Raw genomic sequence first — 25981 nt, forward strand, 5'->3', positions numbered from 1 at the left:
CCCTATGCCGCTACTGCACGAAGGTGTTGCTCAGCGTCCCGATGCCCTCGATCACGATTTCCACCGTGTTGCTCGGGGCCTTCATCACACCGACGCCGACCGACGTGCCGCAGCAGATGATGTCGCCGGGGTTCAGTGTCATGTCGTGCGAAATGCGGCTCACCAGCTGGCGGGCCGAAAAGACCATGTCGCTGATCGGGTAGTTCTGGCGCTCGTCGCCATTGAGCACCGTGCGCACGACGAGGCTGGCGGGATCGACATCGGTCGCCACCACCGGCCCGAACGGGCCGAAGCCGTCGAAGCTCTTGGCCCGCACCCATTGGGCGAAGGTGGCGTCCTTGTTGATGATGTCGGCCGCGGTGATGTCGTTCACGCAGGTATAGCCGAAGATGTAGCCGTCGGCCTCTTCTTCGGAGACGGCGGTGGCCTTCTTGCCGATGACGATGCCGAGCTCGCCCTCATAGACGACCTTGCCGTCATAGGAGGCCGGCCGGTGCACGGTGGCCCCGGGGCTGGTGAGGCAGGAACCGGCTTTGAGCAGATAAAGCGGATCGGCCGGAACCGGCGAATTGATCTTGGCCGCGAGGGCGTGGAAATTGTTCCACAGCGCGATGACCTTGGTCGGCTCCGTCGGGGCGAGGAGCTCGACCTCGGAGAGCGCGATGCGCTCTCCGGTCGGCGTGGCGCCAGCGAACATGTCGCCGCTGTGAACCGCGATGGTGTCGCCCTCGAGCGTGCCGAAGCCGGCAGCGCCCGAGCGCTGGTAACGAACCCAATGTGTCATTGTCTCGCCGAACTCAGTTGTAGCAGCCGGCGATCTGCGCGCGCTGGCGAACCAGCGAGAGCACAACGTCGATGGTCGGGGTCGGGATGCCGGCGAGGCGGCCCATTTCCTGGACGACGGTGACGAGCGCGTCGATTTCCATGGCGCGGGAGCGTTCGAGATCCTGCAGCATGGAGGTCTTGTGCGCGCCGACGGCGCCCGCGCCGTCAATGCGGCGCTCGACGCCGACGCGGAAATTGACGCCCGACTGGACGGCGATTTCCTGCGCTTCCAGCATCATCGCCTTGGCGACCGCGCGGGTGCCGGGATCGGAGGCGATCACGTCCAGCGTCGCGTGGGTGAGGGCGCTGATCGGGTTGAAGCAGAGATTTCCCCACAGCTTCAGCCACAGCTCGTCGCGGATGTTGGGCAGAACCGGCGCGCGCATGCCGCCGGCGGCGAAGGCTTCCGAGAGCTTGGTGGCGCGGTCGGTGATCTCGCCGGAGGGCTCGCCCAGCGGGAACTTGTCGCCATAGACGTGCTTGATGACGCCCGGCTCGACCACTTCGGTCGCGGGATAGACGATGCAGCCAATGGCGCGCTCCGGGCGCAGGCCGTTCCACTGCTTGCCGCCGGGATCGACGCTTTCCAGCGTCTTGTTCTCCAGCTGATCGCCATGCTTGTAGTAGTACCAGTAGGGCACGCCGTTGACGGCGGTGACCACGGCGGTGTCGTTGCCGAGCAGCGGCTGCATGGCGTCGACGACGCCCGGCACCGAATGGGCCTTGAGCGCGACGATCACATAGTCCTGCGGGCCGAGTTCGGCCGGGTTGTCGGAGCAGGGAATGTGCTCGACACGCTCTTCGCCGTCGATGAGCAGCTTGAGGCCGTTCTTCTTCATGGCCTCGAGATGGGCGCCACGGGCAACGAGGCTGACATCGACGCCCGCCCGCTTGAGCTGGACGCCAACATAACCGCCGATCGCGCCGGCACCATAGATGCAGACCTTCATGGGACTCCCTCCTATGTCCAGGCTGCCCCCGCGGCGCCCGGACTTGTTTGGTATTTTGTATGCCATGATTAGGTGCAATGAGCCCCTAGTCAAGAGCGAAGGCACGGGCGTGATAAAACGTCGCGCATGTTTAGCCGCTTCGCTTATCCCAGCGGGGCGTGTTTGCGACGTGTCGCTTAAGTTACTTCGCGAAGGACCGGCTTGTCCACGGTGTATAGGCCAGAACAATTGTCTGAATGAATACGCAAAAGACGTCGCGGGGCGTCGGATTTCACTGGCGGGACAGCAGTGCTTACTTTTCTCGTCAGAAACAGTTCGGGGGCGCCAAGCGCCCCCGAAGGTCGTTCTGAATTATGAATGCAGATGCGCTCAGGCGTCCGGCGCGACGGTGTGATTGGCCATCAGTTCCAGCGCCTTGACGAGGGCCGAGTGGTCCCAAGCCGAGCCGCCATTGGCGGCGCAGGTGCTGAACAGCTGCTGCGCCAGCGCGGTGGAGGGCAGGGCCATCTGCATCTGACGCGCGCCGTTGAGGGCGAGGTTCAGGTCCTTCTGGTGCAGCTCGATGCGGAAGCCCGGATTGAAGGTGCGCTTGATCATGCGCTCGCCATGGACTTCCAGAATGCGCGAATTGGCGAAGCCGCCCATCAGCGCCTGGCGCACCTTGGCCGGGTCTGCACCCGCCTTGGAGGCGAAGAGCAGCGCCTCGCCGACGGCGAGGATGTTCAGCGCGACGATGATCTGGTTCGCCACCTTGGTGGTCTGGCCGTCGCCATTGCCGCCGACGAGGGTGATGTTCTTGCCCATCTTCTCGAAGAGCGGCTTCACCGTCTCGAATGCGCCCTCGGGGCCGCCGACCATGATGGTGAGCGAGGCCGCCTTGGCGCCGACCTCGCCGCCCGAGACCGGGGCGTCGAGATAGTCGCAGCCGAGTTCGTTGATCTTCTTGGCGAACTCCTTGGTCTCCACCGGCGCGATCGAGGACATGTCGACCACGATCTTGCCCGGGGTGAGGCCGGCGGCGATGCCGTTCTCGCCGAACAGGGCGGCGTTCACATGCGGGGTGTCCGGCACCATGGTGATGATGATGTCGGCGTTCTTGGCGACTTCGGTGCCGCTGGCGCAGGCCACGCCGCCCTTGCCGGTCAGCTCGGCCGGAACCGGCTTGACGTCGTAGAGATAGAGCGTGTGGCCGGCGTCGATGAGATGACCGGCCATGGGCGCGCCCATGATGCCGAGACCGACAAATCCAACATTCGCCATCGTCTTATCCTCGTTTTCCCAGACGTTTCGTTTCTTGACCGACGCAGCCTCACGCCGCGCCGGTGAGTTCCTTCAGCCAGCCGAGGCCGGCGGCCGTTTCGCCCTTCGGCTTGTATTCGCAGCCGACCCAGCCCTCGTAGCCGATGGCGTCGAGATGGCCGAACAGGAAGGGGTAGTTGATCTCGCCGGTGCCGGGCTCGTTGCGGCCGGGATTGTCGGCAAGCTGGATATGCGCGATCTGGGACAGGTTCGCCTCGATGGTGCGGGCGAGATCCCCTTCCATGATCTGCATGTGGTAGATGTCGTACTGGATGAAGAGGTTGTCGGAACCGACCTCTTCGATGATCGCCTTCGCCTGCTTGGTGTAGTTCAGGAAGAAGCCGGGAATGTCTCGGGTGTTGATCGGCTCGATCAGCAGCTTGAGACCGGCTTCCTTGATCTTCGGCGCGGCGAACTTCAGATTGTTGACGAAGGTATTGTGCAGCAGCTCGCGATCGGCGCCCGCGGGGGCGATGCCGGCGAGGATATTGACCTGCGGGCAGCCGAGCGCCGTGGCGTAGGAGATCGCCTTGTCGACGCCGGCGCGGAACTCGTCCACGCGCTCGGGCAGGATGGCGATGCCGCGCTCACCCGCGCCCCAATTGCCGGCGGGGAGATTGTGCAGCACTTGGCTGAGATTGTTGGCCTTGAGCTTGGCGACCAGTTCCTCGACCGGGAAGTCATAGGGGAACAGGTACTCAACGCCGGTGAAGCCGGCGGCGGCGGCCTTCTCGAAACGATCGAGGAAGGGCACCTCGTTGAACAGCATGGTGAGATTGGCGGCAAAACGGGGCATGGACCGCTCCTAGGGTATTCGGAAGATGGACGGGCTCCCTCTCCCCGGCGGGGAGAGGGGTGGGGTGAGGGGGGCTAGCGCTGGAGGAGGCTTATCCCCTCACCCGCCGCTGCGCGGCGACCTCTCCCCAACGGGGAGAGGAAAGTAAAGGCTAATCGGTTCGCGTATCAGCGCGAAAACACCCTCACGCCTTGGCCGCGTCTTCCAGCGGCAGGTCGAGGACTTCCTCGAACTCGTTCACCGCGTCGATCTCGGTGCCCATGGCGATGTTGGTGACGCGCTCGAGGATGAACTCCATCACGACCGGCACCTGGTGCTCCTTCATCAGCGCCTTGGCCTTGACGAAGGCGTCCTTGAACTCGTTCGGCGAGGAGACGCGCACCGCCTTGCAGCCGAGGCCTTCGGCCACCGCCACGTGATCGACGCCATAGCCGGCATTTTCCTCGGCATTGATGTTGTCGAAGGCGAGCGAGACCTCGAAGTCCATGTTGAAGCCGCGCTGCGCCTGACGGATCAGCCCGAGATAGGAGTTGTTCACCACCACATGGATGTAGGGCAGCTTGTGCTGGGCGCCGACCGCCAGTTCCTCGATGAGGAACTGGAAGTCATAATCGCCGGAGAGCGCGACGATCTCCGCGTCCGGGTCCGCCGCGCGCACGCCGAGCGCCGCCGGCAGGGTCCAGCCGAGCGGGCCGGCCTGGCCGCAATTGATCCAGTTGCGCGGCTTGTAGACGTGCAGCATCTGCGCGCCGGCGATCTGGCTGAGGCCGATGGTGGAGACGTAGCGCGTGTCGCGGCCGAACGCCTCGTTCATCTCCTCATAGACGCGCTGCGGCTTCAGCGGCACGTTGTCGAAATGCGTCTTGCGCAGCATGGTCTTCTTGCGGTCGAGGCATTCCTTGGCCCAGGCGGAGCGGTCCTTCAGCTTGCCGGCGGCCTTGTATTCCTTCGCCACCTCGATGAAGAGGTCGAGCGCCGCGCCGGCATCGGAGACGATGCCGAGATCCGGGCCGAACACGCGGCCGATCTGGGTCGGCTCGATGTCGACGTGAATGAACTTGCGGCCCTTGGTGTAGACATCGACCGAGCCGGTGTGGCGGTTCGCCCAGCGATTGCCGATGCCGAACACGAAGTCCGAGGCCAGCATGTTGGCATTGCCGTAGCGGTGCGAGGTCTGCAGGCCGCACATGCCGGCCATCAGGTCGTGGTCATCAGGAATGGTGCCCCAGCCCATCAGGGTCGGGATGACGGGCACGCCGGTCAGCTCGGCGAACTCGACCAGCTTGTCGGAGGCGTCGGCATTGATGATGCCGCCGCCCGAGACGATGAGCGGGCGCTCCGCCTCGTTCAGCATGGCGATGGCCTTCTCGGCCTGCTTGCGCGTCGCCTTGGGCTTGTAGACTTCGAGCGGGGAATAGGTCTCCTCGTCGAACTCGATCTCGGCCAGCTGCACGTCGATCGGCAGGTCGATCAGCACCGGGCCGGGACGGCCGGAGCGCATGACGTGGAAGGCCTGCTGGAACACCATCGGCACCAGCGCCGGCTCGCGGACCATGACCGCCCATTTGGCGACCGGCTTGGCGATGGACTCGATGTCCACCGCCTGGAAGTCTTCCTTGTAGAGCCGGGCGCGCGGGGCCTGGCCGGTGATGCACAGGATCGGGATCGAATCGGCGGAGGCCGAATACAGGCCGGTGATCATGTCGGTGCCGGCCGGGCCGGACGTGCCGATACACACGCCGATATTGCCGGCCTTGGCGCGGGTATAGCCTTCGGCCATGTGCGAGGCGGCCTCGACATGGCGGGCGAGCACGTGGCGCGTCTGGCCATAGGCGCGCATCGCGGAATAGAGCGGATTGATCGCGGCACCGGGAACGCCGAAGGCGGTGGTGACGCCTTCCATTGCGAGAATCCGGATCGCCGCATCGACGGCACGCATCTTGGCCATGGCACTTCCTCCTCGCGTCGCAGGTCCGGCGGGGGCTCGCCCCTTCGACGGGGCTGGCGGCGCCCGGCACCGGCCTGTTCGACCTGTTCAAAACACTTGTCCGGCACCGCACGGCGCCGCCTTGCGCGGGGGTCGCGGAACCCGGGCGCATGCTGCGGGGCGGTATCATTCTTTCCGCACTGCGGAATGAATTTCCGAAATCGCGGAAAACATGCCACGCCGGAGCTATTTCCGCAATACGGGATATATTTCTGGTTTGCGAAAAATGTGCGGATGCGCCTTTATGCGGGGAGGCGGCCCCGCCGGCCGATGGCATAGGCTGTGGCGCGTAGGCAGCAGGGCCGGGCGGTGCGATGGTGTGCTCCCTTTCGGAGGTGATCTGCGGATGAATCAGGATGTTCCGACCGTGCGCCGCCGCGGCCGCCCTTCCTCCGCGACCGGTACCGAGGGCGGCGGCGAGGTGCAGTCGCTCGACCGCGCCATCGCGCTCCTGGAAGTGCTGGCGCTGTCCGACGGCCTGACGCTGAGCGAGGTGGCGCGCGCTGCCGAACTGCCGACCTCCACCGTCCACCGCCTGCTCACCACGCTGGAACGGCGCGGCCTGGTCGGCCATGACGCGGCGACCGGGCTGTGGATGGTCGGCATCGGCCTGTTCCGTGTCGGCTCGGCCTATTTGCGCATCCGCAAGCTGCCCGAGATCGCCCGCGCGCTGCTGCGCGAGCTCTCGCACGGGGTGAACGAGACGGTGAACCTGTCGCTGATCGAGGGGCCGCATCTCGTCTGCGTCGCGCAGGTGGAAAGCCATGCCGCGGTGCGCGCCTTCTTCCGCATCGGCGGCGATCTGCCGATCCACGCCTCGGGCGGCGGCAAGGCCATTCTCTCCGCCATGAACCCGGAGGCACGGCGCGCCTGGCTCGGCGGCGACCAATTGCAGCGCTTCACCGAGCACACCCATATCAGCCGGCGCGCCCTGCAGGCGGACCTTGCCGAGATTGCCGAGCGCGGCTTCTCCATCGACGATGAGGAGCACACGCCGGGCATGCGCTGCGTGGCGGCGGCGGTGCTGGACGAATGGCGCGAGCCGGTGGGGGCGATCTCGATCTCCGCGCCGACCGTGCGCATGCCGCCCGAGCGCATCGCCGATCTCGGCGCCCGCGTGCGCGAAGCGGCGCGGCGGCTGACCACGCAGTATTCGGGGCGATGATCTGAAGACCACATAGTTGAATAAGTGCGTCCCCGCAACCGGTGCTACAAGCGCGTGCCGAAGCGGAAGGGACGCACATGATCAGCGCCCACGACTTGATCGAATGGGGGCACACGCCCGGGGCCTGGTTTGGCAGCGCCCTCCAACAGGCCAATGCGCTACTCGCTAAGGGCGCGAGCCTCGACGATGTGCGGCTCATGATTGCCGCGCTCGCTCCTCCGGAGGTCGCGCAGCTGCCCTTGCAGCCGGAAGGTGCGGTTGAGGTGCGGGCGAACATTCTGCCCAACAGCGCGGCGGATGAGGCCAACATCGCGGAAGTCATGCGGGCGATGGCGGTTCTGGCGCGCGTGCCGACCATCCGCGCGGCCGCGGTGATGCCGGATGCGTGCCCAGCGGGCATCATCCCGGTCGGGGGCGTCGTCGCGGCAGAAAACGCGCTGCACCCCGGCCTGCACTCGGCGGATATCTGCTGTTTGGTTGCTTTCGCAAATCTGGGGCGAGCCGATCCGAAGCAGGTGCTGGACCGGGCCATGGAAGTCACCCATTTCGGGTGGGGCGGCCGTGTGGGCGATCAGGTCCAGCCGATGCCGGAGGACATCCGCGCACGCGTGGCCGCCAATCCTTATCTGAGCCGCAAGCCTTTTCCGCTGGATGCGCACTTCGCCACCCAGGGGGACGGGAACCATTTCCTCTTCGTCGGACGGCTGCGGTCCACCGACGAGGTCTGCATCGTGACGCATCATGGCAGCCGCGGGCCGGGAGCGACGCTCTATACCGCCGGCATGAAGGATGCGGAGCGGTTTCGTCTGGCACTGTCACCTGCAACGCCGGCAGGTGCGGGCTGGCTGCCGGCCGATACGACGGAGGGCCAGAATTACTGGGAGGCTCTTCAGATCCTGCGCGACTGGACGCGCGCGAGCCATCGCCGCATCCACGAACTGGTGGCTCAGAAGGTGGGTCACGAGATTCGCGACTGGTTCTGGAACGAGCACAATTTCGTCTTCCGGCGCGCCGACGGCCTCTATTGGCACGCCAAGGGCGCGACCCCGGGCTGGGCGGAATATGACCGAACGCTTGTTCCCATGAACATGGCCGAGCCTATTCTCATCACCCGTGGGACGGGGAGTGTGAACGGGCACGGCTTCCTGCCGCATGGGGCGGGACGCAATTTCAGCCGGACGCGGTTCCTGAGCGCGAATCCCGATGTAGCGCCGCCGTCCGGTATCGATCTTCGGGCGTATTCCGGCGTGCACGATCGGAGCGAATTGCCGCAAGCCTACAAGAGTGCGGCCGAGGTGCGCGCGCAGATGCGGCACTTCGATCTGGCCGAGATTCTCGATGAGGTGCTGCCCTATGGGAGCATCATGGCGGGGCAGCAGCCTCCGGAGCCGTGGCGCGTGAAGCGGATGGAACGGCGGCGCGCCACCCAGCAGGAAGCCGAACCAGGGTAAAAAAAGCCGGCGCTCGTCGCGCCGGCGTTAGTCGCCTAGGAGGAACCGAACGTTGGGTGAACCCTTCGTCCTGCTCCGGGAGGCTCGTGGGCTTTTCCCTCTCCGCCACATCTGCCGCGCGGCGTGAAAGGGAAGGCCGATAGGTTCCGCGCCGGTGAGCGCGGGACGGAGCGGCGCGGGCGCCGCTCCGAATGCCGGTCAGACCGTAACGATCAGACCGCCTTGGCGTCGTGCATCGCGGCGATTTCTTCCTGCGAATAGCCGAGCTGGGCGAGCACTTCGTTGGTGTGCTGGCCGAGCAGCGGCGAGGCGGTGACCTCGACTTCCACGTCCGAGAACTTGATCGGCGAGCCGACGGTCAGGTACTTGCCGAGCTTGGGGTGATCGACCTCGACCACGGTGCCGCTCTTGCGCAGCGACGGGTCGTTGGCGATTTCCTTCATCGACAGCACCGGGGCGCAGGGGATGTCGAACTTGCGCAGGATGTCGATGGCCTCGAACTTCGTCTTGTCGGCGAGCCAGGACTCGATGAAGGCGAAGATGTCGAAGATCTTGTCCTGACGGGCTTCGGCGGTGTTGTAGGCCGGATCGTCGATCCACTCCGGCTTGCCCAGCGCCTTGCAGATCGGCGCCCAGGCATGGCCCTGAATGGTGAAGTAGATGTAGGCGTTCGGGTCGGTCTCCCAGCCCTTGCACTTCAGCACCCAGCCCGGCTGACCGCCGCCGCCGGCATTGCCGCCGCGCGGAACGACATCCGAGAACTCGCCATGCGGGTACTGCGGATATTCTTCGAGATAGCCCAGCGCATCGAGGCGCTGCTGGTCGCGCAGCTTGACGCGGCAGAGGTTGAGCACCGAATCCTGCATCGACACGGCGACCTTCTGGCCCTTGCCGGTCTTCACCTTCTGGTGCAGCGCGGTCAGGATGCCGATGGCGAGGTGCATGCCGGTGTTGGAGTCGCCGAGAGCGGCGGCCGACACGGTCGGGGGGCCATCCCAGAAGCCGGTGGTGGAGGCGGCACCGCCCGCGCACTGCGCGACGTTCTCGTAGACCTTCAGGTCCTCATAGGCGTGGCCTTCCGAGAAGCCCTTCACCGAGGCGAGGATCATGCCCGGGTTGAGCGACTGGATGTGCTCCCAGGTGAAGCCCATGCGGTCGAGCGCGCCGGGGCCGAAATTCTCGACCATCACGTCCGACTCCTTGATCAGCTTGGTCAGGACTTCCTTGCCCTGCGCCGTCTTGGTGTCGAGCGTCAGCGAACGCTTGTTGGAGTTCAGCATGGTGAAGTACAGCGCGTCGGCGTCCTTGACATGACGCAGCTGCGAGCGCGTGACATCGCCCGCGCCGGGGCGCTCGACCTTGATCACGTCGGCGCCGAACCAGGCAAGAAGCTGCGTGCAGGCCGGACCGGCCTGAACGTGCGTGAAATCGATGATCTTAATACCTTCGAGGGGCTTAGACATTGTAGTCGACTTCCCTTTTCGCGTTAACAGTCCGGACGGAGGCTCACCCTGCCGCCGGATTGAGGCCTCCATCCCGCGGATGAAGGCTTTCGTCTCCCCATGCTCCCCGGCGCTGTTCAGCTCCGGCGGGCATCTCCCAGGGGGTGATCGACTTCGGAACGATTCACGACTTCTTTTCGTCCACCCTGGCCTCACATCCCGCCGGCGCCGCGCCTTGTGCGGCCTTCCGGCGGAATGTCTCGTTGCGGGCATGCCGCGGTGGCCCGCGCCATGCCCGTATCGTCACGCGACGCCTCCCGCCGCCGGGAGGCGCGTCAGGCGCGCAGGATCACTCCGCCGCCAGCGCCACGGGGGCGCCGACCGCGCCGGAAGCCTTGATGTGCTCGATCTCGTCGCCGCCGAGGCCGAGAACCTCGGCGAGGATTTCCTCGGTGTGCTCGCCCAGCAGCGGCGAACGCTCGACCGCGACATCATTGTCCGACAGCTTGATCGGGTTGCCGACGGTCAGATACTTGCCGCGCGTGGGATGGTCGATCTCCACCAGCGTGCCGGTCGCGTAGAGCGACTCGTCCTCGGCGATCTCCTTCATCGAGAGCACCGGGCCGCAGGGGATGTCGACCTTGTTGAGGATTTCCATCGCTTCGAACTTGGTGTGGGCCATGGTCCACGATTCGATGCGGTGGAAGATCTCGTTGAGATGCGGAAGGCGGGCCGCCGGCGTGGCGTAGTTCGGGTCGGTCTTCCACTCCGGCTCGCCGATGACGTCGCAGATCTTCCCCCAGACCGGCGCCTGGGTGATGAAATAGATGTAGGCGTTGGGATCGGTCTCCCAGCCCTTGCACTTCAGGATACGGCCGGGCTGGCCGCCGCCGGAATCATTGCCGGCGCGGGGCACGGTGTCACCGAAGGGGAAGCCCTCGCCGAACTGGCTGTATTCGCGCAGCGGGCCGCGATCGAGGCGCTGCTGGTCGCGCATCTTCACGCGGCAGAAATTCAGCACCGCGTCCTGCATGGCGCAGAGCACCTTCTGGCCACGGCCGGTCAGCGTGCGCTGGTAGAGCGCGGTGACGATACCGAGGGCGAGGTGCAGGCCGGTGCCGGAATCGCCGATCTGCGCGGCGGTGACGAGCGGCAGCCCGTCGCGGAAACCCGTGGTCGAGGCGGAACCGCCGGTGCACTGGGCGACGTTCTCATAGACCTTGCAGTCCTCGAACGGGCCGGGGCCGAAGCCCTTCACCGAGGCGAGGATGATGCGGGGGTTCAGCTCCTGGATGCGTTCCCAGCTGAAGCCCATGCGGTCGAGCGCGCCCGGGGCGAAATTCTCGACCATCACGTCGCAGATCTTCACCAGCTCCTCGAGGACCTTCTTGCCCTCGGGATTCTTGGTGTCGAGCGTGATGGAGCGCTTGTTGGAGTTCAGCATCGTGAAGTAGAGGCTGTCCGCATTGGGGACATCGCGCAGCTGGGCGCGGGTGACATCACCTTCGCCCGGGCGCTCTACCTTGATCACATCGGCCCCGAACCACGCGAGAAGCTGCGTGCAGGTGGGGCCGGACTGAACATGGGTGAAATCGAGGACGCGAACGCCGTCCAATGCCTTGCCCATGGGGTTCCTCTCAAGATGACCCGGCTTTTCGCCGTTGTGTCTTTGTTACTTAGGGAATGGGACGGGTGGGGATATTGCCGCTCCCCACCCGTCCCGGTTTGACTTACTTCTTCTTCACGACGCTCTGCGGGTTCAGGCTGCCGATGTTGCCGCTTTCGCTGCCGGCGGCCGGATCGATCACGGCGTTGATGAGGGTCGGCTTGCCGCTGTCCATCGCCTCGTCCACGGCGCGCTTGAGCTCGTCCGGGGTGGTGACGTGGACGCCGACGCCGCCGAAGGCTTCCATCATCTTGTCGTAGCGCGAGTCGGCGACGAAGACGGTGGTGCCGGGATCACGGCCGGTCGGGTCGGTGTCGGTGCCGCGATAGATGCCGTTATTGTTGAAGATAACGACGCAGACCGGCAGGTTGTAGCGGCAGATCGTCTCCACCTCCATGCCGGAGAAGCCGAAGGCCGAGTCGCCCTCGACCGCCAGAACCGGCTTGCCGGTTTCCACGGCGGCGCCGATGGCGAAGCCCATGCCGATGCCCATCACGCCCCAGGTGCCCACGTCCAGGCGCTTGCGCGGCTCGTACATGTCGATGACGCCGCGGGCGAGGTCGAGCGTGTTGGCGCCTTCATTGACCAAGATCGCGTCGGGACGCTCCTTGATCACCTGCTTGAGCGCACCCAGAGCCGAGTGGAAGTCCATCGGCGTCGAGTTCTTCAACAGCCGCTGGGACATCTTGGAGATGTTGACTTCCTTGCGGGCGTTGATCGCGCCGATCCACTCCTGCGAGGGGGCGGTCCAGCCGGACTTGATGCCCTCGTTCAGGGCCTCGATCACCGAGCCGATGTCGCCGACGAGCGGCGCCGCGATCTCGACGTTCGAATCCATTTCCTTGGGCTCGATGTCGATCTGGATGAACTTCTTCGGGGCATCGCCCCAGGTCTTGCCCTTGCCGTGCGAGAGCAGCCAGTTGAGGCGGGCGCCGACGAGGACGACCACGTCGGAATCCTTCAGCACCGTCGAGCGGGCGGCGCCGGCCGAGAGCGGATGGGTGTCGGGCAGCAGGCCCTTGGCCATCGACATCGGCAGGAAGGGGATGCCGGAGGTTTCGATGAAGGAGCGGATCGCCTCGTCGGCCTGCGCGTAAGCCGCGCCCTTGCCGAGGATGACGAGCGGCTTCTTCGCCGACTTCAGCACGTCGAGCGCGCGGGTGACCGCGGCCGGGGAGGGGAGCTGCGCCGGGGCGGCGTCGATCACCTTGACCAGCGACTTGGCGCCGGCGTCGGCGTCCATCACCTGCGAGAACAGCTTGGCCGGCAGGTCGAGATACACGCCGCCGGGACGGCCGGAAACCGCCGCGCGGATGGCGCGGGCGACGCCGATGCCGATATCGGCCGCATGCAGCACGCGGAACGCGGCCTTACAGAGCGGCTTGGCGATGGCGAGCTGGTCCATTTCCTCATAGTCGCCCTGCTGGAGGTCGACGATCTCGCGCTCGGAGGAGCCGGAGATGAGGATCATGGGGAAGCAGTTGGTGGTGGCGTTCGCCAGGGCGGTGAGGCCGTTGAGGAAGCCCGGCGCCGAGACGGTGAGGCACACGCCCGGCTTCTTGGTCAGAAAGCCGGCGATGGCGGCGGCGTTGCCGGCGTTCTGCTCATGGCGGAACGAGATCACGCGGATGCCTTCGGCCTGCGCCATGCGGCCGAGGTCCGTGATCGGAATCCCGGGCACGCCGTAGATGGTGTCGATATCGTTCAGTTTGAGCGCATCGATGACCAGGTGGAAGCCGTCGGTGAGCTCCTGTTCGGTCTCGGTGGCGGCATTCACGTCAATAACCTGTGCGACTGCGGACATCCCGTATTCCCTCCCAAACGTCCTTCGGCGGGTTCATGCCGCCCTAATCTAGGTCTACGTGGTTCTCGACATGCTCAGCGAGCCGGAGCGTGTGGTCGCGCACCAAACGCTCGGCGCGGTCCGCGTCCCGCGCCTCGAGAGCAAGAATGATCTCCAGATGGTCGGAGGCCGAACGCTGCGCCCGGTCCATCTCGAAGATCGTGCGGTGGCGGATGGCCCGTACATGGAAGAACAGGTTTTCCGTCATCGCCACGAGCAGCGAAGAGCCGCTCAGCCGGATCAGCGCCTGGTGAAACGCGATATTCGCACTCGAATATTCGTCGCACCGGTCGCGCTCGATCCGCGCCAGATCGAACTTCTTGAACAACGTCCTCAGCTCGGCGATCGCCTCGTCGCTTGCGCGCTGCGTGGCAAGGCGGGCCGCCATGCTTTCCAGTGCCGCCCAGGCCTCGATCATCTGGATGATCTCGGTCTTGGAGCGGCGAACCACCATAATTCCCCGCCGGGGCACGGCGCGGAGCAGGCCTTCCTGCTCCAGCATCGCGACCGCCTCGCGGATCGGCGTCCGGCTTGCGCCGAGACGCTCGGAAATATCCCGCTCGTCGAGCAGCATCGGCTCGCTCGAGCCGTAAATATTCATGTGCGTGATAGCTTCCTTGAGAGCGGCGTAGGCCTTGCTCTTGAAGCTCTCCTTGGCCGGCAGGCGTTCGATGGTCAGACCATTCTCACCGCTTTGCCAGGGCTTGCTCTCAACTGCTTTGCTGCTCACGGAAGCGTCCTCTGCGGAAAACCCACAGTGGATTTCCGAAAAAGTGGCATACCAAATACCAACATGTCAATTCGCTTGTCCCCGCTGCGGGAACCCCTCCGGCTCCTTTTCCTCACCCGTGCCGCGCGCTTTCTCAGGTCCTGTCTGCCCTAAGGGAAGAGTGCCGGAACGCGCTTGCGTATGCAATATACCACGGGTGGATGCGGCTGGCGAGAGTGTCTGAACACTTTGCTGCGCTGCGCAGTCAAAAGTTCGCCGGCGGTGTTTAGGTAGGACAACTGACGGCCAGGGTCGCGACGCGCACGCGCGGCGGGCGGCGCGGAAAGCCTTTGGCGGTCAGTGCTTTTGAACGCGGGACGCATCCGCGTGCCGAGGGAGAGGCCCGCCGCTCGTGCAGCGGCAGGCGCCTGTGCGCCGCACCATGCCGGCTGTCAGGAGGGGAAGCGGCCGTGCTTCTCCACATGGGCGGCGAGGCCCAGCGTGTGCTCGCGCACGAGTCGTTCGGCGAGGTCGGCATCGCGGGCGACCAGCGCGGCGATGATGGCGCGGTGCTCCTGCAGCGAGCGCTCCGAGCGGTTTTCCTGCCGCACCGAGACGGCGCGGATGCCGCGAATATGGATGAACAGGTTCTCCGTCACCTCGCCGATCATGGCGCAGCCGCCGAGGCGGATGATGGTCTGGTGAAAGCGGATATTGGCGTTCGAGTACTCGTTCATGTGCTCGGCCGGCGCCTCGGCGTCGAAATCGTGGAACATGTCGCGCAGTTCCGCGAGGTCGCGATCGGTGGCGCGACTCGCCGCCAGCCGGGCGGCCATGCTCTCCAGTGCCGCCCAGACGATGATCATGTCGATGATCTCGCGCTTGGACTTGCGCACCACGAAGATGCCCCGGCGTGGCACCGAGCGCACGAAGCCTTCCTGTTCAAGGACGGTCAGCGCCTCGCGGATCGGCGTGCGACTGACACCGAGATCGTGCGAGAGCTGCCGCTCATCGAGCCGGATCTCGCTCTCCTGGCCATACATGTCCATCTCGGTGATGGCCTTCTTGATGGCGTCATAGGCCAGCGTGCGAAGGCTCGTATTGGCGGCGAGAGGCGCGATGTTCAGCCTCATCTGGGTGTCGGCGCTTTCCACGGGCGGTTTCCTCGTCAGTTGATCGGTATCTTGTTCTTGTTGTTGTCCGTCGCAGCGTGGCTGCGGCGCGGCCGGCTTTGGCGGCCTTCACGCGACCCTGTCCTGTCATTGGCGATTCTGTGGCGGATCAAGGCATCGTGAGCATCGTATAACACATACAGAATGTCCATGCGGGAGGCCCCTTACCGGGGCGGTCGCTGCCCGCGTCGACTGTTCCCCTGCGTTTCCGACCGGAGCCTTCCGCACACGTGCCCTGCCGGCGCGCGGGCGTTCGGCGCATCCACGGCGGGAGATGACGCTGCGTAATAATGGGCAAGTATTCCCTATGGGAAGATGCCGCTACGTCACTCTGCGTTCTGCACATGGATCGTGTTCGTGGTATGCAAAATTTTGCATTACCCAAATTTCATAGTATGGTCGTTTCAATGGCTGATTGATGACCCGCCCGGATGGGCGTGCGTAGCGGGCATTCAATAAGAAAACAGAAAATAGTCGGTCGGTTTACGTTGGGAAACGTTCGAGGACAACATGACATCTGACGCAACGGCATCCATCAATAAAAAGCGCTGGCTGCAGCTGGTGTTCGGCGTGATCTGCATGTGCATGATCGCCAACATGCAGTATGGCTGGACCTTCTTCGTCAATCCGATGCAGGAAGCCCATGGCTGGGATCGCGCCGCGATCCAGGTGGCGTTCTCCATCTTCATCGTCACCGAAACCTGGCTCGTGCCGGTTGAGGGCTGGTTCGTCGACAAGTACGGCCCGCGCGTCGTCGTTCTGTTCGGCGGCCTGCTGTGCGGCCTTGCCTGGGTGATCAACTCCTATGCCGACACGCTGACCCTGCTCTATGTCGGTGCGGCCCTGGGCGGTATCGGCGCCGGCGCGGTGTACGGCACCTGCGTGGGCAACTCGCTGAAGTGGTTCCCGGATCGTCGCGGCCTTGCCGCCGGCATCACCGCCGCCGGCTTCGGCGCGGGCTCGGCGCTGACCGTGATTCCGATCCAGAACATGATCAAGAATCAGGGCTATGAGGCCGCCTTCTTCTATTTCGGCGTCGGCCAGGGCGTGGTGATCACGCTGCTCGCCCTCTTCCTCGCTGCGCCGAAGAAGGACCAGATTGCCGCCTTCGCCGCTAATGCCGTGGCCAAGCTCTCCCAGTCGGCCCGCGATTTCGCGCCGAAGGAGATGCTCTCCACCCCGCTGTTCTGGGTGATGTATGCGATGTTCGTCATGATGGCCGCTGGCGGCCTGATGGCGACCGCCCAGCTCGGCCCGATCGCCAAGGATTTCGGCATCGCCGACATTCCGGTGAGCCTGATCGGCATCACCCTGCCGGCGCTGACCTTCGCCGCCGCCATCGACCGCGTGCTCAACGGCCTGACCCGTCCGTTCTTCGGCTGGGTGTCGGACCAGATCGGCCGCGAGAACACCATGTTCGTGGCCTTCGCCATCGAGGGCGTCGGCATCTATGCGCTGAGCGTGCTCGGCCATAACCCGGTGCTGTTCGTCATCCTCACCGGCCTGGTCTTCTTCGCCTGGGGCGAGATCTACTCGCTGTTCCCGGCCATGTGCGGCGATGCCTTCGGCTCGAAGTTCGCCACCACCAATGCCGGCCTGCTCTACACCGCCAAGGGCACGGCGGCGCTGATCGTGCCGTTCACCTCCGTCATCACCACGATGACCGGCAGCTGGCATGCGGTGTTCATCACCGCCGCCGCGCTCAACATCATCGCCGCCGTGATGGCGCTGGTGGTGCTGAAGCCGCTCGCCTCCGCCCATGGTCGCCGAGCGGCGGCGCAGGCGGCCGCGTCGAAGGTGGTGGCGGCCGAGTAAGTCGCCCCCTCTTTCCGTCGCCTTCTTTCAGGGCCCGTCCTCGGACGGGCCCTTTTCTTTTCCGGCCCGCTCCCCAGCGCCCGCTTCTGCGGCGGAGGCGAGCACAGATTGTCAGCATTCCAATTGTAAAGAGCCCGGCAAGCCGGCGCGCCACAGGTGGCGTTTCGTGTCCTCGCCGGGGCGGGCGCGTTGCGCCCCGTGACAACGCCAAGTCATCCTTCCCGAACGTTCCTGATATTCAACTTTTATCTGAATTTGAACTAACGCAGCGGTGCCGCGCGACAACAATGTGACATCTATTAATAACGTTCGCTCCACCAAGTGGAAATTGTACGTTGTCTTTAGGCTTACGGAGCGGTTGGCGAGTCATAAAAGCCAATTGGCATACATAATATTGTCGATTATGATCCTTACTCAGCGGGTCGGTTCCGCAACCCTGCGGCAGGGCGTCTCCGAGGTGTCGGAACGCGGCGTCAGGGGCGGATACCGCGCAACCTTTGAGAACGAGATGCCGCACGAGCGGCCGTCGCGGGGGCGACGCAGAAAGCGCCCCTGGGACCAACGACAAGCCGGCGCCCGGGCCCCAAAGGCAACGGAGCGACCGCAACAAAAAAGCCGATCCGCGGCATTTATCGATTTGGGAGAGGAGATCGCCCTTGAATACGTCCAAGACTCTGGCGGCTGTCGGGCCGGGCCAGGATTTCTCTGAGAGCCGCCGCTGGATGCAGCTGGTCGTCGGCGTGGTCTGCATGATTGCGACCGCCAACATCCAGTACGCCTGGACCCTGTTCGTCCCCGAGATTCAGCAGACCTTCGGCTGGGAGCGCGCCTCGATCCAGGTGGCGTTCACCATCTTCGTGCTGGTGCAGACCTGGCTGGCGCCGATCGAAGGTTACTTCATCGACAAGTTCGGCCCCCGCCTGATGGTCGCCTTCGGCGCCCTGTTCATCGGCACCGCCTGGGTCATCAATTCGCAGGCCACCAGCCTGATGGGCTTTTATGTCGGCGCGGCCATTGGCGGCATCGGCGTCGGCTCCATCTACGCCACCTGCATCAACAACGCGCTGAAGTGGTTCCCGGATCGTCGCGGCCTCGCCGTCGGCCTCACCGCGGGCGGCTATGGCGCCGGTTCGGCCGCCACCATCCTGCCGATCGCGGCGATGATCGAGTCCTCGGGCTTCCAGGAGACCTTCTTCTTCTTCGGCCTGCTGCAGGGCGGTCTCGCCTTCATCGCGGCGTGGTTCCTGCGTTCGCCCAAGGCGGGCGAGGTCAAGGCTTCCACCAAGCTGAACCAGAGCAGCCGCGACTACACCCTCAAGGAAGCCCTGAGCACCAAGCTGTTCTGGCTGATGCTGCTCATGTTCACCTGCGTCGTTACCGGCGGCATGATGGCCGTGGCGCAGCTGGGCGTGATCGCGCAGGACCTCGGCGTGAAGGAGTTCAAGGTCAACCTGTACTTCTTCACCATGGCCGCCCTGCCGCTGGCCCTGATGCTCGACCGCGTCATGAACGGCATTTCGCGTCCGCTGTTCGGCTGGATCTCCGACCATATCGGCCGTGAGAAGACCATGGTCATCGCCTTCTCGCTGGAAGGCATGGGCATCATTGCGCTCGGCTATTTCGGCCACAATCCGTGGGCGTTCCTCATCCTCTCCGGCGTCGTGTTCCTCGCCTGGGGTGAAGTCTACTCGCTGTTCTCGGCGCTGGCCGGCGACGCCTTCGGCACCAAGCACATCGCGAAGATCTATGGCGTGCTCTACTGCGCCAAGGGCATCGGCGCGCTGTTCGTGCCGATCGGCAACCTGCTGATGGAAGCGACCGGCACCTGGTCGACCGTGCTCTACACCGTCGCCGCCATGGACCTGTTCGCCGCCTTCCTGGCGATCACCCTGCTGCCGCGCACGCTGAAGGCGCATGTGGCGCAGTCCGCCGCGATGGGCCCCTCGGTCGACAAGACCCGCACCGTCTCGGCGCACGCCTGATCCGCTTGCGTCCCGGTCGGCCACGCCGCCCGGGACGCAACGGCACGACCTTGGATAAGGGGCCCTCGCGGGCCCCTTTTTCATGCGCGGGTGATCAGCCGCCCGTGGCGGCGGCCAGCGCAAGATCGGCGAGATATTCCACCTTCAGGCTGGTGGTGGGGCCGAGGCGGGCGAGTTCGGCCCGGCCGAACCAGCGCGCCTCCAGCGCGTCGTCGGCGGCGACGGCCTCGCCCGCCTGCCAGCGGCAGAGCACGGCGATCATCGCGAAATGATGGGCGAGGGCGCCGGACGCGTCATGCTCGATGAAGTCGAGCACGGTGACGAGGCGCGGGGCTTCGGCGATGAGGCCGGTTTCCTCCTGAAGCTCGCGCAGCGCCGCGTCGAGATAGGTCTCGCCCGGCTCCACCCGTCCGCCGGGAAAGCCCCACAGCCCCTGGTCGGGTGGGTTGGCGCGGCGCACCAGCAAAACCTCACCCCCGCGCTCGACGAGGGCGAGAACGGCGACGGTGGGGCGGACAGGGGGCGGCGTCATGCAGAGAGGGCTCCCGGTTGAGAACGCGGCCGGGAAAGCCCCGGCCGCGCCAAAAACTACTCTGCCGCTGTGACATCGCGATAGAGCTGGCCGCCCCCATCGCGGAAGCGGGCGGCCATGTCCTCCATGCCCTGCGCGGCCTCTTCGGCCTGCCGGGCGGTGTCGCGGATTTCGTGACTGATCTTCATCGAGCAGAATTTCGGCCCGCACATGGAGCAGAAATGCGCCAGCTTGTGCGCCTCCTTCGGCAGCGTCTCGTCATGGAAGGCGAGGGCGGTGTCGGGGTCGAGGGCGAGGTTGAACTGGTCCTGCCAGCGGAACTCGAAGCGCGCTCTTGAGAGCGCATCGTCCCAGGCGCGCGCCAGCGGGTGCCCCTTGGCGAGGTCGGCGGCGTGGGCGGCGATCTTGTAGGTGATGACGCCGGTCTTCACGTCGTCGCGGTTGGGCAGACCCAGATGCTCCTTCGGCGTGACGTAGCAGAGCATGGCGGTGCCGAACCAGCCGATCATCGCCGCGCCGATGGCCGAGGTGATGTGGTCATAGCCCGGCGCGATGTCGGTGGTCAGCGGCCCAAGCGTGTAGAAGGGCGCCTCGCCGCAGGTGGCGAGCTGCTTGTCCATATTGGCCTTGATCTTGTGCATGGGCACATGGCCGGGGCCCTCGATCATCACCTGGCAGTCCCGCTCCCAGGCGATCTGCGTCAGCTCGCCCAGCGTCTCCAGCTCGGCGAACTGCGCCGCGTCATTGGCGTCGGCAATGGAGCCGGGCCGCAGCCCGTCACCGAGCGAGAAGGTGACATCATAGGCGCGCATGATCTCGCAGATCTCGGCGAATCGCTCATAGAGGAAGCTCTCGCGGTGATGGGCGAGGCACCATTTCGCCATGATGGAGCCGCCGCGCGAGACGATGCCGGTGACGCGGTTGGCGGTGAGCGGCACGTGAGCGAGCCGCACGCCGGCATGGATGGTGAAATAGTCCACGCCCTGCTCGGCCTGCTCGACCAGCGTGTCGCGAAAAACCTCCCAGGTCAGGTCCTCGGCGATGCCGCCGACCTTCTCCAGCGCCTGGTAGATCGGCACGGTGCCGATGGGCACGGGGGCGTTGCGCACGATCCAGTCGCGAATGTTGTGGATATTCCGCCCGGTGGAGAGGTCCATCACCGTGTCGGCGCCCCAGCGTATCGCCCACACCATCTTGTCCACCTCGTCGGCGACCGAGGAGGTGACGGCGGAATTGCCGATATTGGCGTTGATCTTGACCAGGAAATTGCGGCCGATGGCCATCGGCTCCAATTCGCCATGGTTGATATTGGCGGGAATGACGGCGCGCCCGCGCGCCACCTCGTCGCGCACGAATTCCGGCGTCACCACATCGGGGATCGCGGCGCCGAAATCCTCGCCGTCGCGCAGAATCTCGCGCATCCGCTCGCGCAGGCCGTTCTCGCGCAGGGCGACATATTCCATCTCCGCCGTGACGATACCGGCGCGGGCATAGGCCATCTGCGTCACCGCGCCGGACCGGGCCCGCAGCGGGCGGTGGGAGAGCGGGAAGGGGGTGACGAGCCGGTCGGCCGGGACATGGCCGTTATCCTCCGGCTTCACCGCGCGCCCGTCATAGGCTTCTACATCCCCACGCGCGCGCACCCACGCGTCACGCGGGCGGGGGAGGCCCGCCGTGATGTCGATGATGGCGTCCGCATCCGTATAGGGGCCGGAGGCGTCATAGACCGCGAGATGGGGTTCGCCGGCCGAGGGGTGCAGCAGGATTTCGCGGAACGGCACGCGGAAGCCGCGCACGGGGCATTCGGCATAGATGCGACGCGAGCCGGGAATCGTCCCGGTGGCGACGCGAGGAGTGTTGGGGGATGTGGTCGACATGCTGGATCTCCTGAACCATGGGTTGGGGAGATCCGGGCGTATGACGTTGGGGAAGGATGGCGGTGCGGGACTCATTGCGAGCCTGCGCGTAGCGACGCCATTCGGTTCCGATCCCTTCGCCGGCATGACCCGGATCAGGTTCGAAGGGTCATCGCGTTGCGGTGCCTTGCGGCACAGCCGGCGCTCTCTCAGCCCCCTAGCGGGGCTCCCCTTGGAACGGGCCGATCTTGGGTGAAACGGTGGCCGGGGTCAATCGGCCTGAACCGTCACCCTGCCGCTGCCGTATTCCTGTAGAATGGCTGACGGCGAGACGATTGCAGAACGACATGTCGGGGAGTGCCATGCGCCGCTGGAAGAGTTCGATCGGCCGGATGGCCGCTATAGCGGCGCTGGCCGCGCCGTTTGCCTTCGCTGTTCCGGCCTCCGCGCAGGAAAATTGCGGGCGCAGCGGCGCCGGCTTCGACGCCTGGCTTGCCGGCTTCAAGCAGCAGGCGGTGGCGGAAGGCGTGTCGCCGCGCACGGTGGCGGCGGCGCTCAACGGCATGACCTATGCCGCCGACATCGTCGGCACGGATCGCGGGCAGAAGGTGTTCGGCCAGAGCTTCTTCCAGTTCTCCGACCGCATGGTGGCGAATTATCGCATCCAGCAGGGCCGGCAGAAGATCCAGGCCAATCCCGATCTGTTCAGCCGCATCGAACAGCGATTCGGCGTGCCGGGCGCGGTGCTGGTGGCGTTCTGGGGGCTGGAAACCGATTTCGGCGCGGTCATGGGCGACAAGCCGACCATCCGCTCCGTCGCCACGCTGGCCTGGGACTGCCGGCGCTCGGAAATGTTCCGCACCCAGCTGATGGCGGCGCTGAAGATCATCGATCGCGGCGATCTCACCGTGCAGACCATGCGCGGGCCCTGGGCGGGGGAACTCGGCCAGTTCCAGTTCCTGCCCGACCATTATCTCAACTATGGCGTCGATTTCGACGGCGACGGGCGGGTCGATCTCATCCGCTCGGCGCCCGACGCGCTGGCCTCGGCGGCCAATTACATCAAGTCGCTCGGCTGGAAGGCCGGCCAGCCCTGGCTGGAAGAGGTGCGCGTGCCGCCGAACCTGCCCTGGGACCAGGCGGACCTGTCGATCAAGATTCCCCGCGCGCAATGGGCGCGCATGGGCGTGGTGCGGGCCGGGGGCGGCCAGCTTCCCGCCGACCAGCTTCCCGCCTCGCTGCTGCTGCCGATGGGGCGCAACGGCCCGGCTTTCCTCGTCTATCCCAATTTCGATGTGTTCACCGAGTGGAACAACTCGCTGACCTACGCCACATCAGCCGCCTATCTCGCCTCGCGGGTCGCTGGCGCCGGGCCGTTCAACCGGGGGCAGGGGGACAAGATCCCGGTGCTCTCCATGGCCGAGGTGAAGGACCTGCAGACGCTGCTCAACGCGCGCGGGCATCATGTCGGGCGGGTCGACGGCATTGCCGGCGCGGCGACGCGGCAGGCGATCAAGGTGGAGCAGATGCGGCTCGGCCTGCCGGCGGATTCCTACCCGACGCCGGAACTGGTGGCGGCGCTGCGCGCGGGAAAATAAGCCTCAGAGCACCGGCACGCCCTGCTGCTTGGCCTTCACTTCCGGCTCGACATGGATGTTGACCAGGATGTCGGTAACCTCGGCTTCCAGCGCGTCCTCGATGCGGTCGCAAATGGCGTGGGCCTGGCTCACCGGCATGTCGCCGGGCACGACGAGGTGGAAGTCGACGAAGGTCATCCGCCCGGCCTGGCGGGTGCGCAGATCATGCGCCTCAATGGCGCCGGTGGCCTCGGCGGCGATGCGCTTGCGGATGCGCTCCAGCGTTTCCGCCGGCACCGCCTGATCCATCAGACCGCCGACGCTTTCCTTCAGCACCGACCAGCCCGACCACAGGATGTTCACCGCGACGAGGCCGGCGAGCACGAGATCGAGCTTCTCCCATCCGGACAGCACCGCCAGCACCACGCCGATGAGCACGCCAGCCGAGGACAGCACATCGGTGAACAGATGCCGCCCGTCCGCTGCCAGCGCGGGGGAGCGCGCGCGCCTTCCTTCGCGGATCAGCACCGCGCACCAGATGCCGTTGATGACGGTCGCGGCGGCGTTGATCGCCAGACCCTGCGGCGAAGCATCGAAGCTGTGCGGCTCCAGCCAGCCGATATAGACTTCGCGCAGGATCGAGATCGCCGCCACCACGATCAGCACGCCGACGACGACGGCGGAAAAATACTCCGCCTTGGCATAGCCATAGGGATGGGCGGCGTCGGCCGGCTTGGCGCTGACCCGCAGCGCCAGAACCGCCGTGATGGCGGTCGCCACATTGACGATGCTCTCCAGCGCATCCGAATACAGCGCCACGCTCCCGGTGAGCAGGAAGGCGAGATATTTCAGCCCCAGCACCAGCAGGCTGATGCCGACATTGATCAAGGCGATCCGCGAGGAGAAAGTCATCGGCGCAAACCCGTTCCGGCGCCGCGCGCCCGCTGCCGCAGCGCTTAGTCCGTCAGCTGGCGGAAATCAAGCAAGCGCAAGGGTTTGCAAGTCGTTCGCAGAAGCAGGTGGAGCCCCACGACGCGCGGTGCTCAGGCATTTGCGTGTCGCGGCAGCAGCGCCCCGCGATGGCGGATGACGCGGCCGGCGAGCTGGTGCCCGGCCTCTGCCGCCGCCGCCGGGGCTTCGCCGGCAAGGCGCGCGGCGAGATAGGCGGCGTTGAAGCTGTCGCCGGCGGCGGTGGTGTCCACCGGCACCACGGGCTGGGGAATGGCGACCAGCTGCGCCTGGCCGCCGCTCACGACAAGCGCGCCCTCGGCGCCGTTCTTCACCACAATTTCCTGCACGCCGAAGGTGGCGAGCCGCTCGGCGGTGGCGGTGGGGGACCCGTCGCCCCACAGCGTCGCCTCATCCTCGAAGGTCGGCAGGGCGATGGAGCAGCGCTTGAGCGCCTCGGCATAGACGGCGCGGGCGCGGGCCCCGTCGCCGCGCCAGTTGCGCGGGCGGAAATTGCCGTCGAACACGACGCGCGTGCCGCGCTCGCGGGCAAACTCGATCGTCGCCAGCAGGCGCCCGAGCCCGGCATTGGAATAGAGCGAGAGGGTGATGCCGGAGAGATAGATGAGCTTCGCCTCGATCAGCGCCTCGCACATCACCTCCCAGCCGGGCAGTTCGAACAGCTCGCGCGCGGGGGCGCTGTCGCGCCAATAGGTGAAGCTGCGCTCGCCCGCCGCGTCGATGTCGATGAGATAGAGCCCCGCGATGCGGCCGGGCACGCGGGCCATCAGGCTGGTGTCGAGGCCCTCGGCTTGGGCGGAGGCGCGGATGGCGTCGGAATAGGGGTCGTCGCCCAGCGCGGTGGCATAAGCGGTGTCGACGCCGGCGCGGGCGAGATAGACGGCGGTGTTGAAGGTGTCGCCGCCCACGCCCTGGCTGAAGCGGCCATCGGCGCCGCGGGCCAGTTCGACCATCACTTCGCCGATGGAGATTACCTGGGCCATGCGTCCCTCCCTGTCGCGTCGATTCGCGCGGGAGCCTCGCCCTATTCGCCGGGGGAGGCAAGGCCGGTGCGCCTCCCCGCCCCGCGCGGGCGTGACGGGGAGAGCGTTCTCAGAGCTGGACGCCGCGGGTCAGCGCGCCGTCGACGACGAGATTGGTGCCGTAGATGAAGCTCGCCGCCGGGCTGGCCAGGAAGACGGCGGCATTGGCGATTTCCTGCGGCGTCGCCATGCGGCCGGTGGGGTTCAGCGCCAGCGCCTCGGCGAACAAAGCGGGGTTGCCGTCCTTGATCTGGTTCCAGATGCCGCCATCGAAATAGGTGTTGCCCGGCGAGACGGTGTTGGCGCGGATCTTTTTCGGCGCCAGCTGGAAGGCGAGGCCCTGCGTGTAGTGAATGAGCGCCGCCTTGAACACGCCATAGGGACCGCAGGCGAAATCGATCTCGCGGCCCGACACCGAAGAGATGGTGACGATGGAGGCGGCGGCGCTCTTTTCCAGATAGGGCAGGGCGGCGTTGACGAGGCGCACCGTGCCCATCAGGTCGGTCTCGAAGCCCTTCTTCCAGTGCTCCTCCTCATGGCCGACCGCCAGCGCGCTGACATTGGCGACGACGATGTCGAGCCCGCCGAACGCTTCCGCCGCCTTGTCCACCAGGCTGGCGAGGGCGGCGCCGTCGGACACATCCGCCGCCGCGCCCAGCGTCTTCACGCCGCTTTCCGCCAGCCGCGCGGCGGTGGCTTCCGCCTCCGCGCCGTTGCGGCTGCACAGGGCAACATCGCAGCCCTCGGCGGCCAGGGTCTCGGCGATGGCGAGGCCGATGCCCTTGGTGCCGCCGGTGACGACGGCGCGCAGTCCCTTGAGTCCGAGATCCATGGTCGGGGGTCCTTCATGAGCGGGGGGAAGAGGGCGGCATGATCCCAACACCGCCGCCCCCGCACAAGACGCTTCGTCGGCTTATCCCGAT

Annotated in this window: 21 protein-coding genes and 1 riboswitch; of the genes, 5 read left to right on the top strand and 16 right to left on the bottom strand. The window is 65.9% G+C overall.

Translation table 11 applies throughout. The features are described 5' to 3' along the window. Positions 1 to 10: 10 nt before the first annotated feature. The 5 genes from ACP2AH_RS06415 to gcl all read right to left on the bottom strand — a co-directional run bounded on the left by ACP2AH_RS06415 (position 11) and on the right by gcl (position 5818). Entirely contained in the window at positions 11 to 784 is a 774-nt protein-coding gene (locus tag ACP2AH_RS06415; protein ID WP_425105040.1) for a fumarylacetoacetate hydrolase family protein, read from the bottom strand. Positions 785 to 797: 13 nt separating this feature from the next. Beyond that, on the bottom strand, positions 798 to 1775 hold the full coding sequence (locus tag ACP2AH_RS06420; protein ID WP_425105041.1) for a 2-dehydropantoate 2-reductase: 978 nt from the start codon (positions 1773 to 1775) through the stop codon (positions 798 to 800). A 369-nt stretch (positions 1776 to 2144) separates the two neighbouring features. Then, positions 2145 to 3035, bottom strand: a complete 891-nt coding sequence (glxR, locus tag ACP2AH_RS06425) for a 2-hydroxy-3-oxopropionate reductase (protein ID WP_425105042.1) — start codon at positions 3033 to 3035, stop codon at positions 2145 to 2147. A gap of 49 nt (positions 3036 to 3084) precedes the next feature. Further along, on the bottom strand, positions 3085 to 3870 hold the full coding sequence (otnI, locus tag ACP2AH_RS06430; RefSeq protein ID WP_425105043.1) for a 2-oxo-tetronate isomerase: 786 nt from the start codon (positions 3868 to 3870) through the stop codon (positions 3085 to 3087). Between the two features lie 184 nt (positions 3871 to 4054). After that, entirely contained in the window at positions 4055 to 5818 is a 1764-nt protein-coding gene (gene gcl / locus ACP2AH_RS06435) for a glyoxylate carboligase (RefSeq protein WP_425105044.1), read from the bottom strand. 385 nt (positions 5819 to 6203) lie between these two features. On the opposite strand from gcl, the gene ACP2AH_RS06440 reads away from it, so the two are divergent. Together ACP2AH_RS06440 and ACP2AH_RS06445 are read left to right on the top strand one after the other, a co-directional pair. Next, on the top strand, positions 6204 to 7022 hold the full coding sequence (locus tag ACP2AH_RS06440) for an IclR family transcriptional regulator (RefSeq protein ID WP_371347518.1): 819 nt from the start codon (positions 6204 to 6206) through the stop codon (positions 7020 to 7022). Between the two features lie 77 nt (positions 7023 to 7099). Beyond that, the gene (locus ACP2AH_RS06445) at positions 7100 to 8473 is read left to right on the top strand and encodes an RtcB family protein (protein ID WP_425105045.1); all 1374 of its coding nucleotides are present in this window, start codon (positions 7100 to 7102) and stop codon (positions 8471 to 8473) included. 212 nt (positions 8474 to 8685) lie between these two features. Here ACP2AH_RS06445 and frc (ACP2AH_RS06450) read toward each other — a convergent pair whose 3' ends face one another. The 6 genes from frc (ACP2AH_RS06450) to ACP2AH_RS06475 form a co-directional block, all read right to left on the bottom strand. After that, on the bottom strand, positions 8686 to 9936 hold the full coding sequence (frc, locus tag ACP2AH_RS06450; RefSeq protein ID WP_244450748.1) for a formyl-CoA transferase: 1251 nt from the start codon (positions 9934 to 9936) through the stop codon (positions 8686 to 8688). Between the two features lie 328 nt (positions 9937 to 10264). Continuing rightward, on the bottom strand, positions 10265 to 11542 hold the full coding sequence (gene frc / locus ACP2AH_RS06455) for a formyl-CoA transferase (protein WP_425105046.1): 1278 nt from the start codon (positions 11540 to 11542) through the stop codon (positions 10265 to 10267). A gap of 103 nt (positions 11543 to 11645) precedes the next feature. Further along, positions 11646 to 13385, bottom strand: coding sequence for an oxalyl-CoA decarboxylase (gene oxc, locus ACP2AH_RS06460; protein ID WP_425105047.1), 1740 nt, complete (start codon positions 13383 to 13385; stop codon positions 11646 to 11648). Positions 13386 to 13428: 43 nt separating this feature from the next. Continuing rightward, positions 13429 to 14154, bottom strand: a complete 726-nt coding sequence (locus ACP2AH_RS06465) for a GntR family transcriptional regulator (protein ID WP_425105048.1) — start codon at positions 14152 to 14154, stop codon at positions 13429 to 13431. Positions 14155 to 14585: 431 nt separating this feature from the next. Then, complete coding sequence (locus ACP2AH_RS06470) at positions 14586 to 15266, bottom strand: GntR family transcriptional regulator (RefSeq protein WP_425105366.1); 681 nt, start codon at positions 15264 to 15266, stop codon at positions 14586 to 14588. Between the two features lie 35 nt (positions 15267 to 15301). Continuing rightward, positions 15302 to 15457, bottom strand: a complete 156-nt coding sequence (locus ACP2AH_RS06475) for a hypothetical protein (RefSeq protein ID WP_307020870.1) — start codon at positions 15455 to 15457, stop codon at positions 15302 to 15304. 358 nt (positions 15458 to 15815) lie between these two features. Between ACP2AH_RS06475 and oxlT (ACP2AH_RS06480) the strand changes: the two genes are divergently transcribed. Both oxlT (ACP2AH_RS06480) and oxlT (ACP2AH_RS06485) read left to right on the top strand, forming a co-directional pair. Continuing rightward, positions 15816 to 17120, top strand: a complete 1305-nt coding sequence (oxlT, locus tag ACP2AH_RS06480; RefSeq protein WP_425105049.1) for an oxalate/formate MFS antiporter — start codon at positions 15816 to 15818, stop codon at positions 17118 to 17120. A gap of 749 nt (positions 17121 to 17869) precedes the next feature. Further along, complete coding sequence (gene oxlT / locus ACP2AH_RS06485; protein ID WP_425105367.1) at positions 17870 to 19102, top strand: oxalate/formate MFS antiporter; 1233 nt, start codon at positions 17870 to 17872, stop codon at positions 19100 to 19102. Between the two features lie 94 nt (positions 19103 to 19196). On the opposite strand, the gene ACP2AH_RS06490 is transcribed toward oxlT (ACP2AH_RS06485), so the two are convergent. Together ACP2AH_RS06490 and thiC are read right to left on the bottom strand one after the other, a co-directional pair. Then, positions 19197 to 19634, bottom strand: coding sequence for an NUDIX hydrolase (locus ACP2AH_RS06490; RefSeq protein ID WP_425105050.1), 438 nt, complete (start codon positions 19632 to 19634; stop codon positions 19197 to 19199). A 56-nt stretch (positions 19635 to 19690) separates the two neighbouring features. Beyond that, positions 19691 to 21511, bottom strand: a complete 1821-nt coding sequence (gene thiC, locus ACP2AH_RS06495) for a phosphomethylpyrimidine synthase ThiC (RefSeq protein WP_425105051.1) — start codon at positions 21509 to 21511, stop codon at positions 19691 to 19693. A 94-nt stretch (positions 21512 to 21605) separates the two neighbouring features. Continuing rightward, positions 21606 to 21733: riboswitch (TPP riboswitch) on the bottom strand. A gap of 149 nt (positions 21734 to 21882) precedes the next feature. Here thiC and ACP2AH_RS06500 point away from each other — a divergent pair. Then, positions 21883 to 23088, top strand: a complete 1206-nt coding sequence (locus ACP2AH_RS06500; protein ID WP_425105368.1) for a lytic murein transglycosylase — start codon at positions 21883 to 21885, stop codon at positions 23086 to 23088. Between the two features lie 3 nt (positions 23089 to 23091). Here ACP2AH_RS06500 and ACP2AH_RS06505 read toward each other — a convergent pair whose 3' ends face one another. From ACP2AH_RS06505 to ACP2AH_RS06515, 3 genes are all read right to left on the bottom strand, one after another. Next, entirely contained in the window at positions 23092 to 23979 is an 888-nt protein-coding gene (locus tag ACP2AH_RS06505) for a cation diffusion facilitator family transporter (RefSeq protein ID WP_425105052.1), read from the bottom strand. Positions 23980 to 24110: 131 nt separating this feature from the next. After that, positions 24111 to 25019 carry a sugar kinase gene (locus tag ACP2AH_RS06510; protein ID WP_425105053.1) on the bottom strand — a complete coding sequence of 303 codons (909 nt, stop codon included), beginning with the start codon at positions 25017 to 25019 and terminating at the stop codon, positions 24111 to 24113. 109 nt (positions 25020 to 25128) lie between these two features. After that, positions 25129 to 25890, bottom strand: a complete 762-nt coding sequence (locus ACP2AH_RS06515) for an SDR family NAD(P)-dependent oxidoreductase (RefSeq protein ID WP_425105054.1) — start codon at positions 25888 to 25890, stop codon at positions 25129 to 25131. Positions 25891 to 25981 lie beyond the last annotated feature (91 nt).

Origin of the sequence: Ancylobacter sp. (genome assembly GCF_965249975.1) — a bacterium.
Classification (GTDB): Bacteria; Pseudomonadota; Alphaproteobacteria; order Rhizobiales; family Xanthobacteraceae; genus Ancylobacter.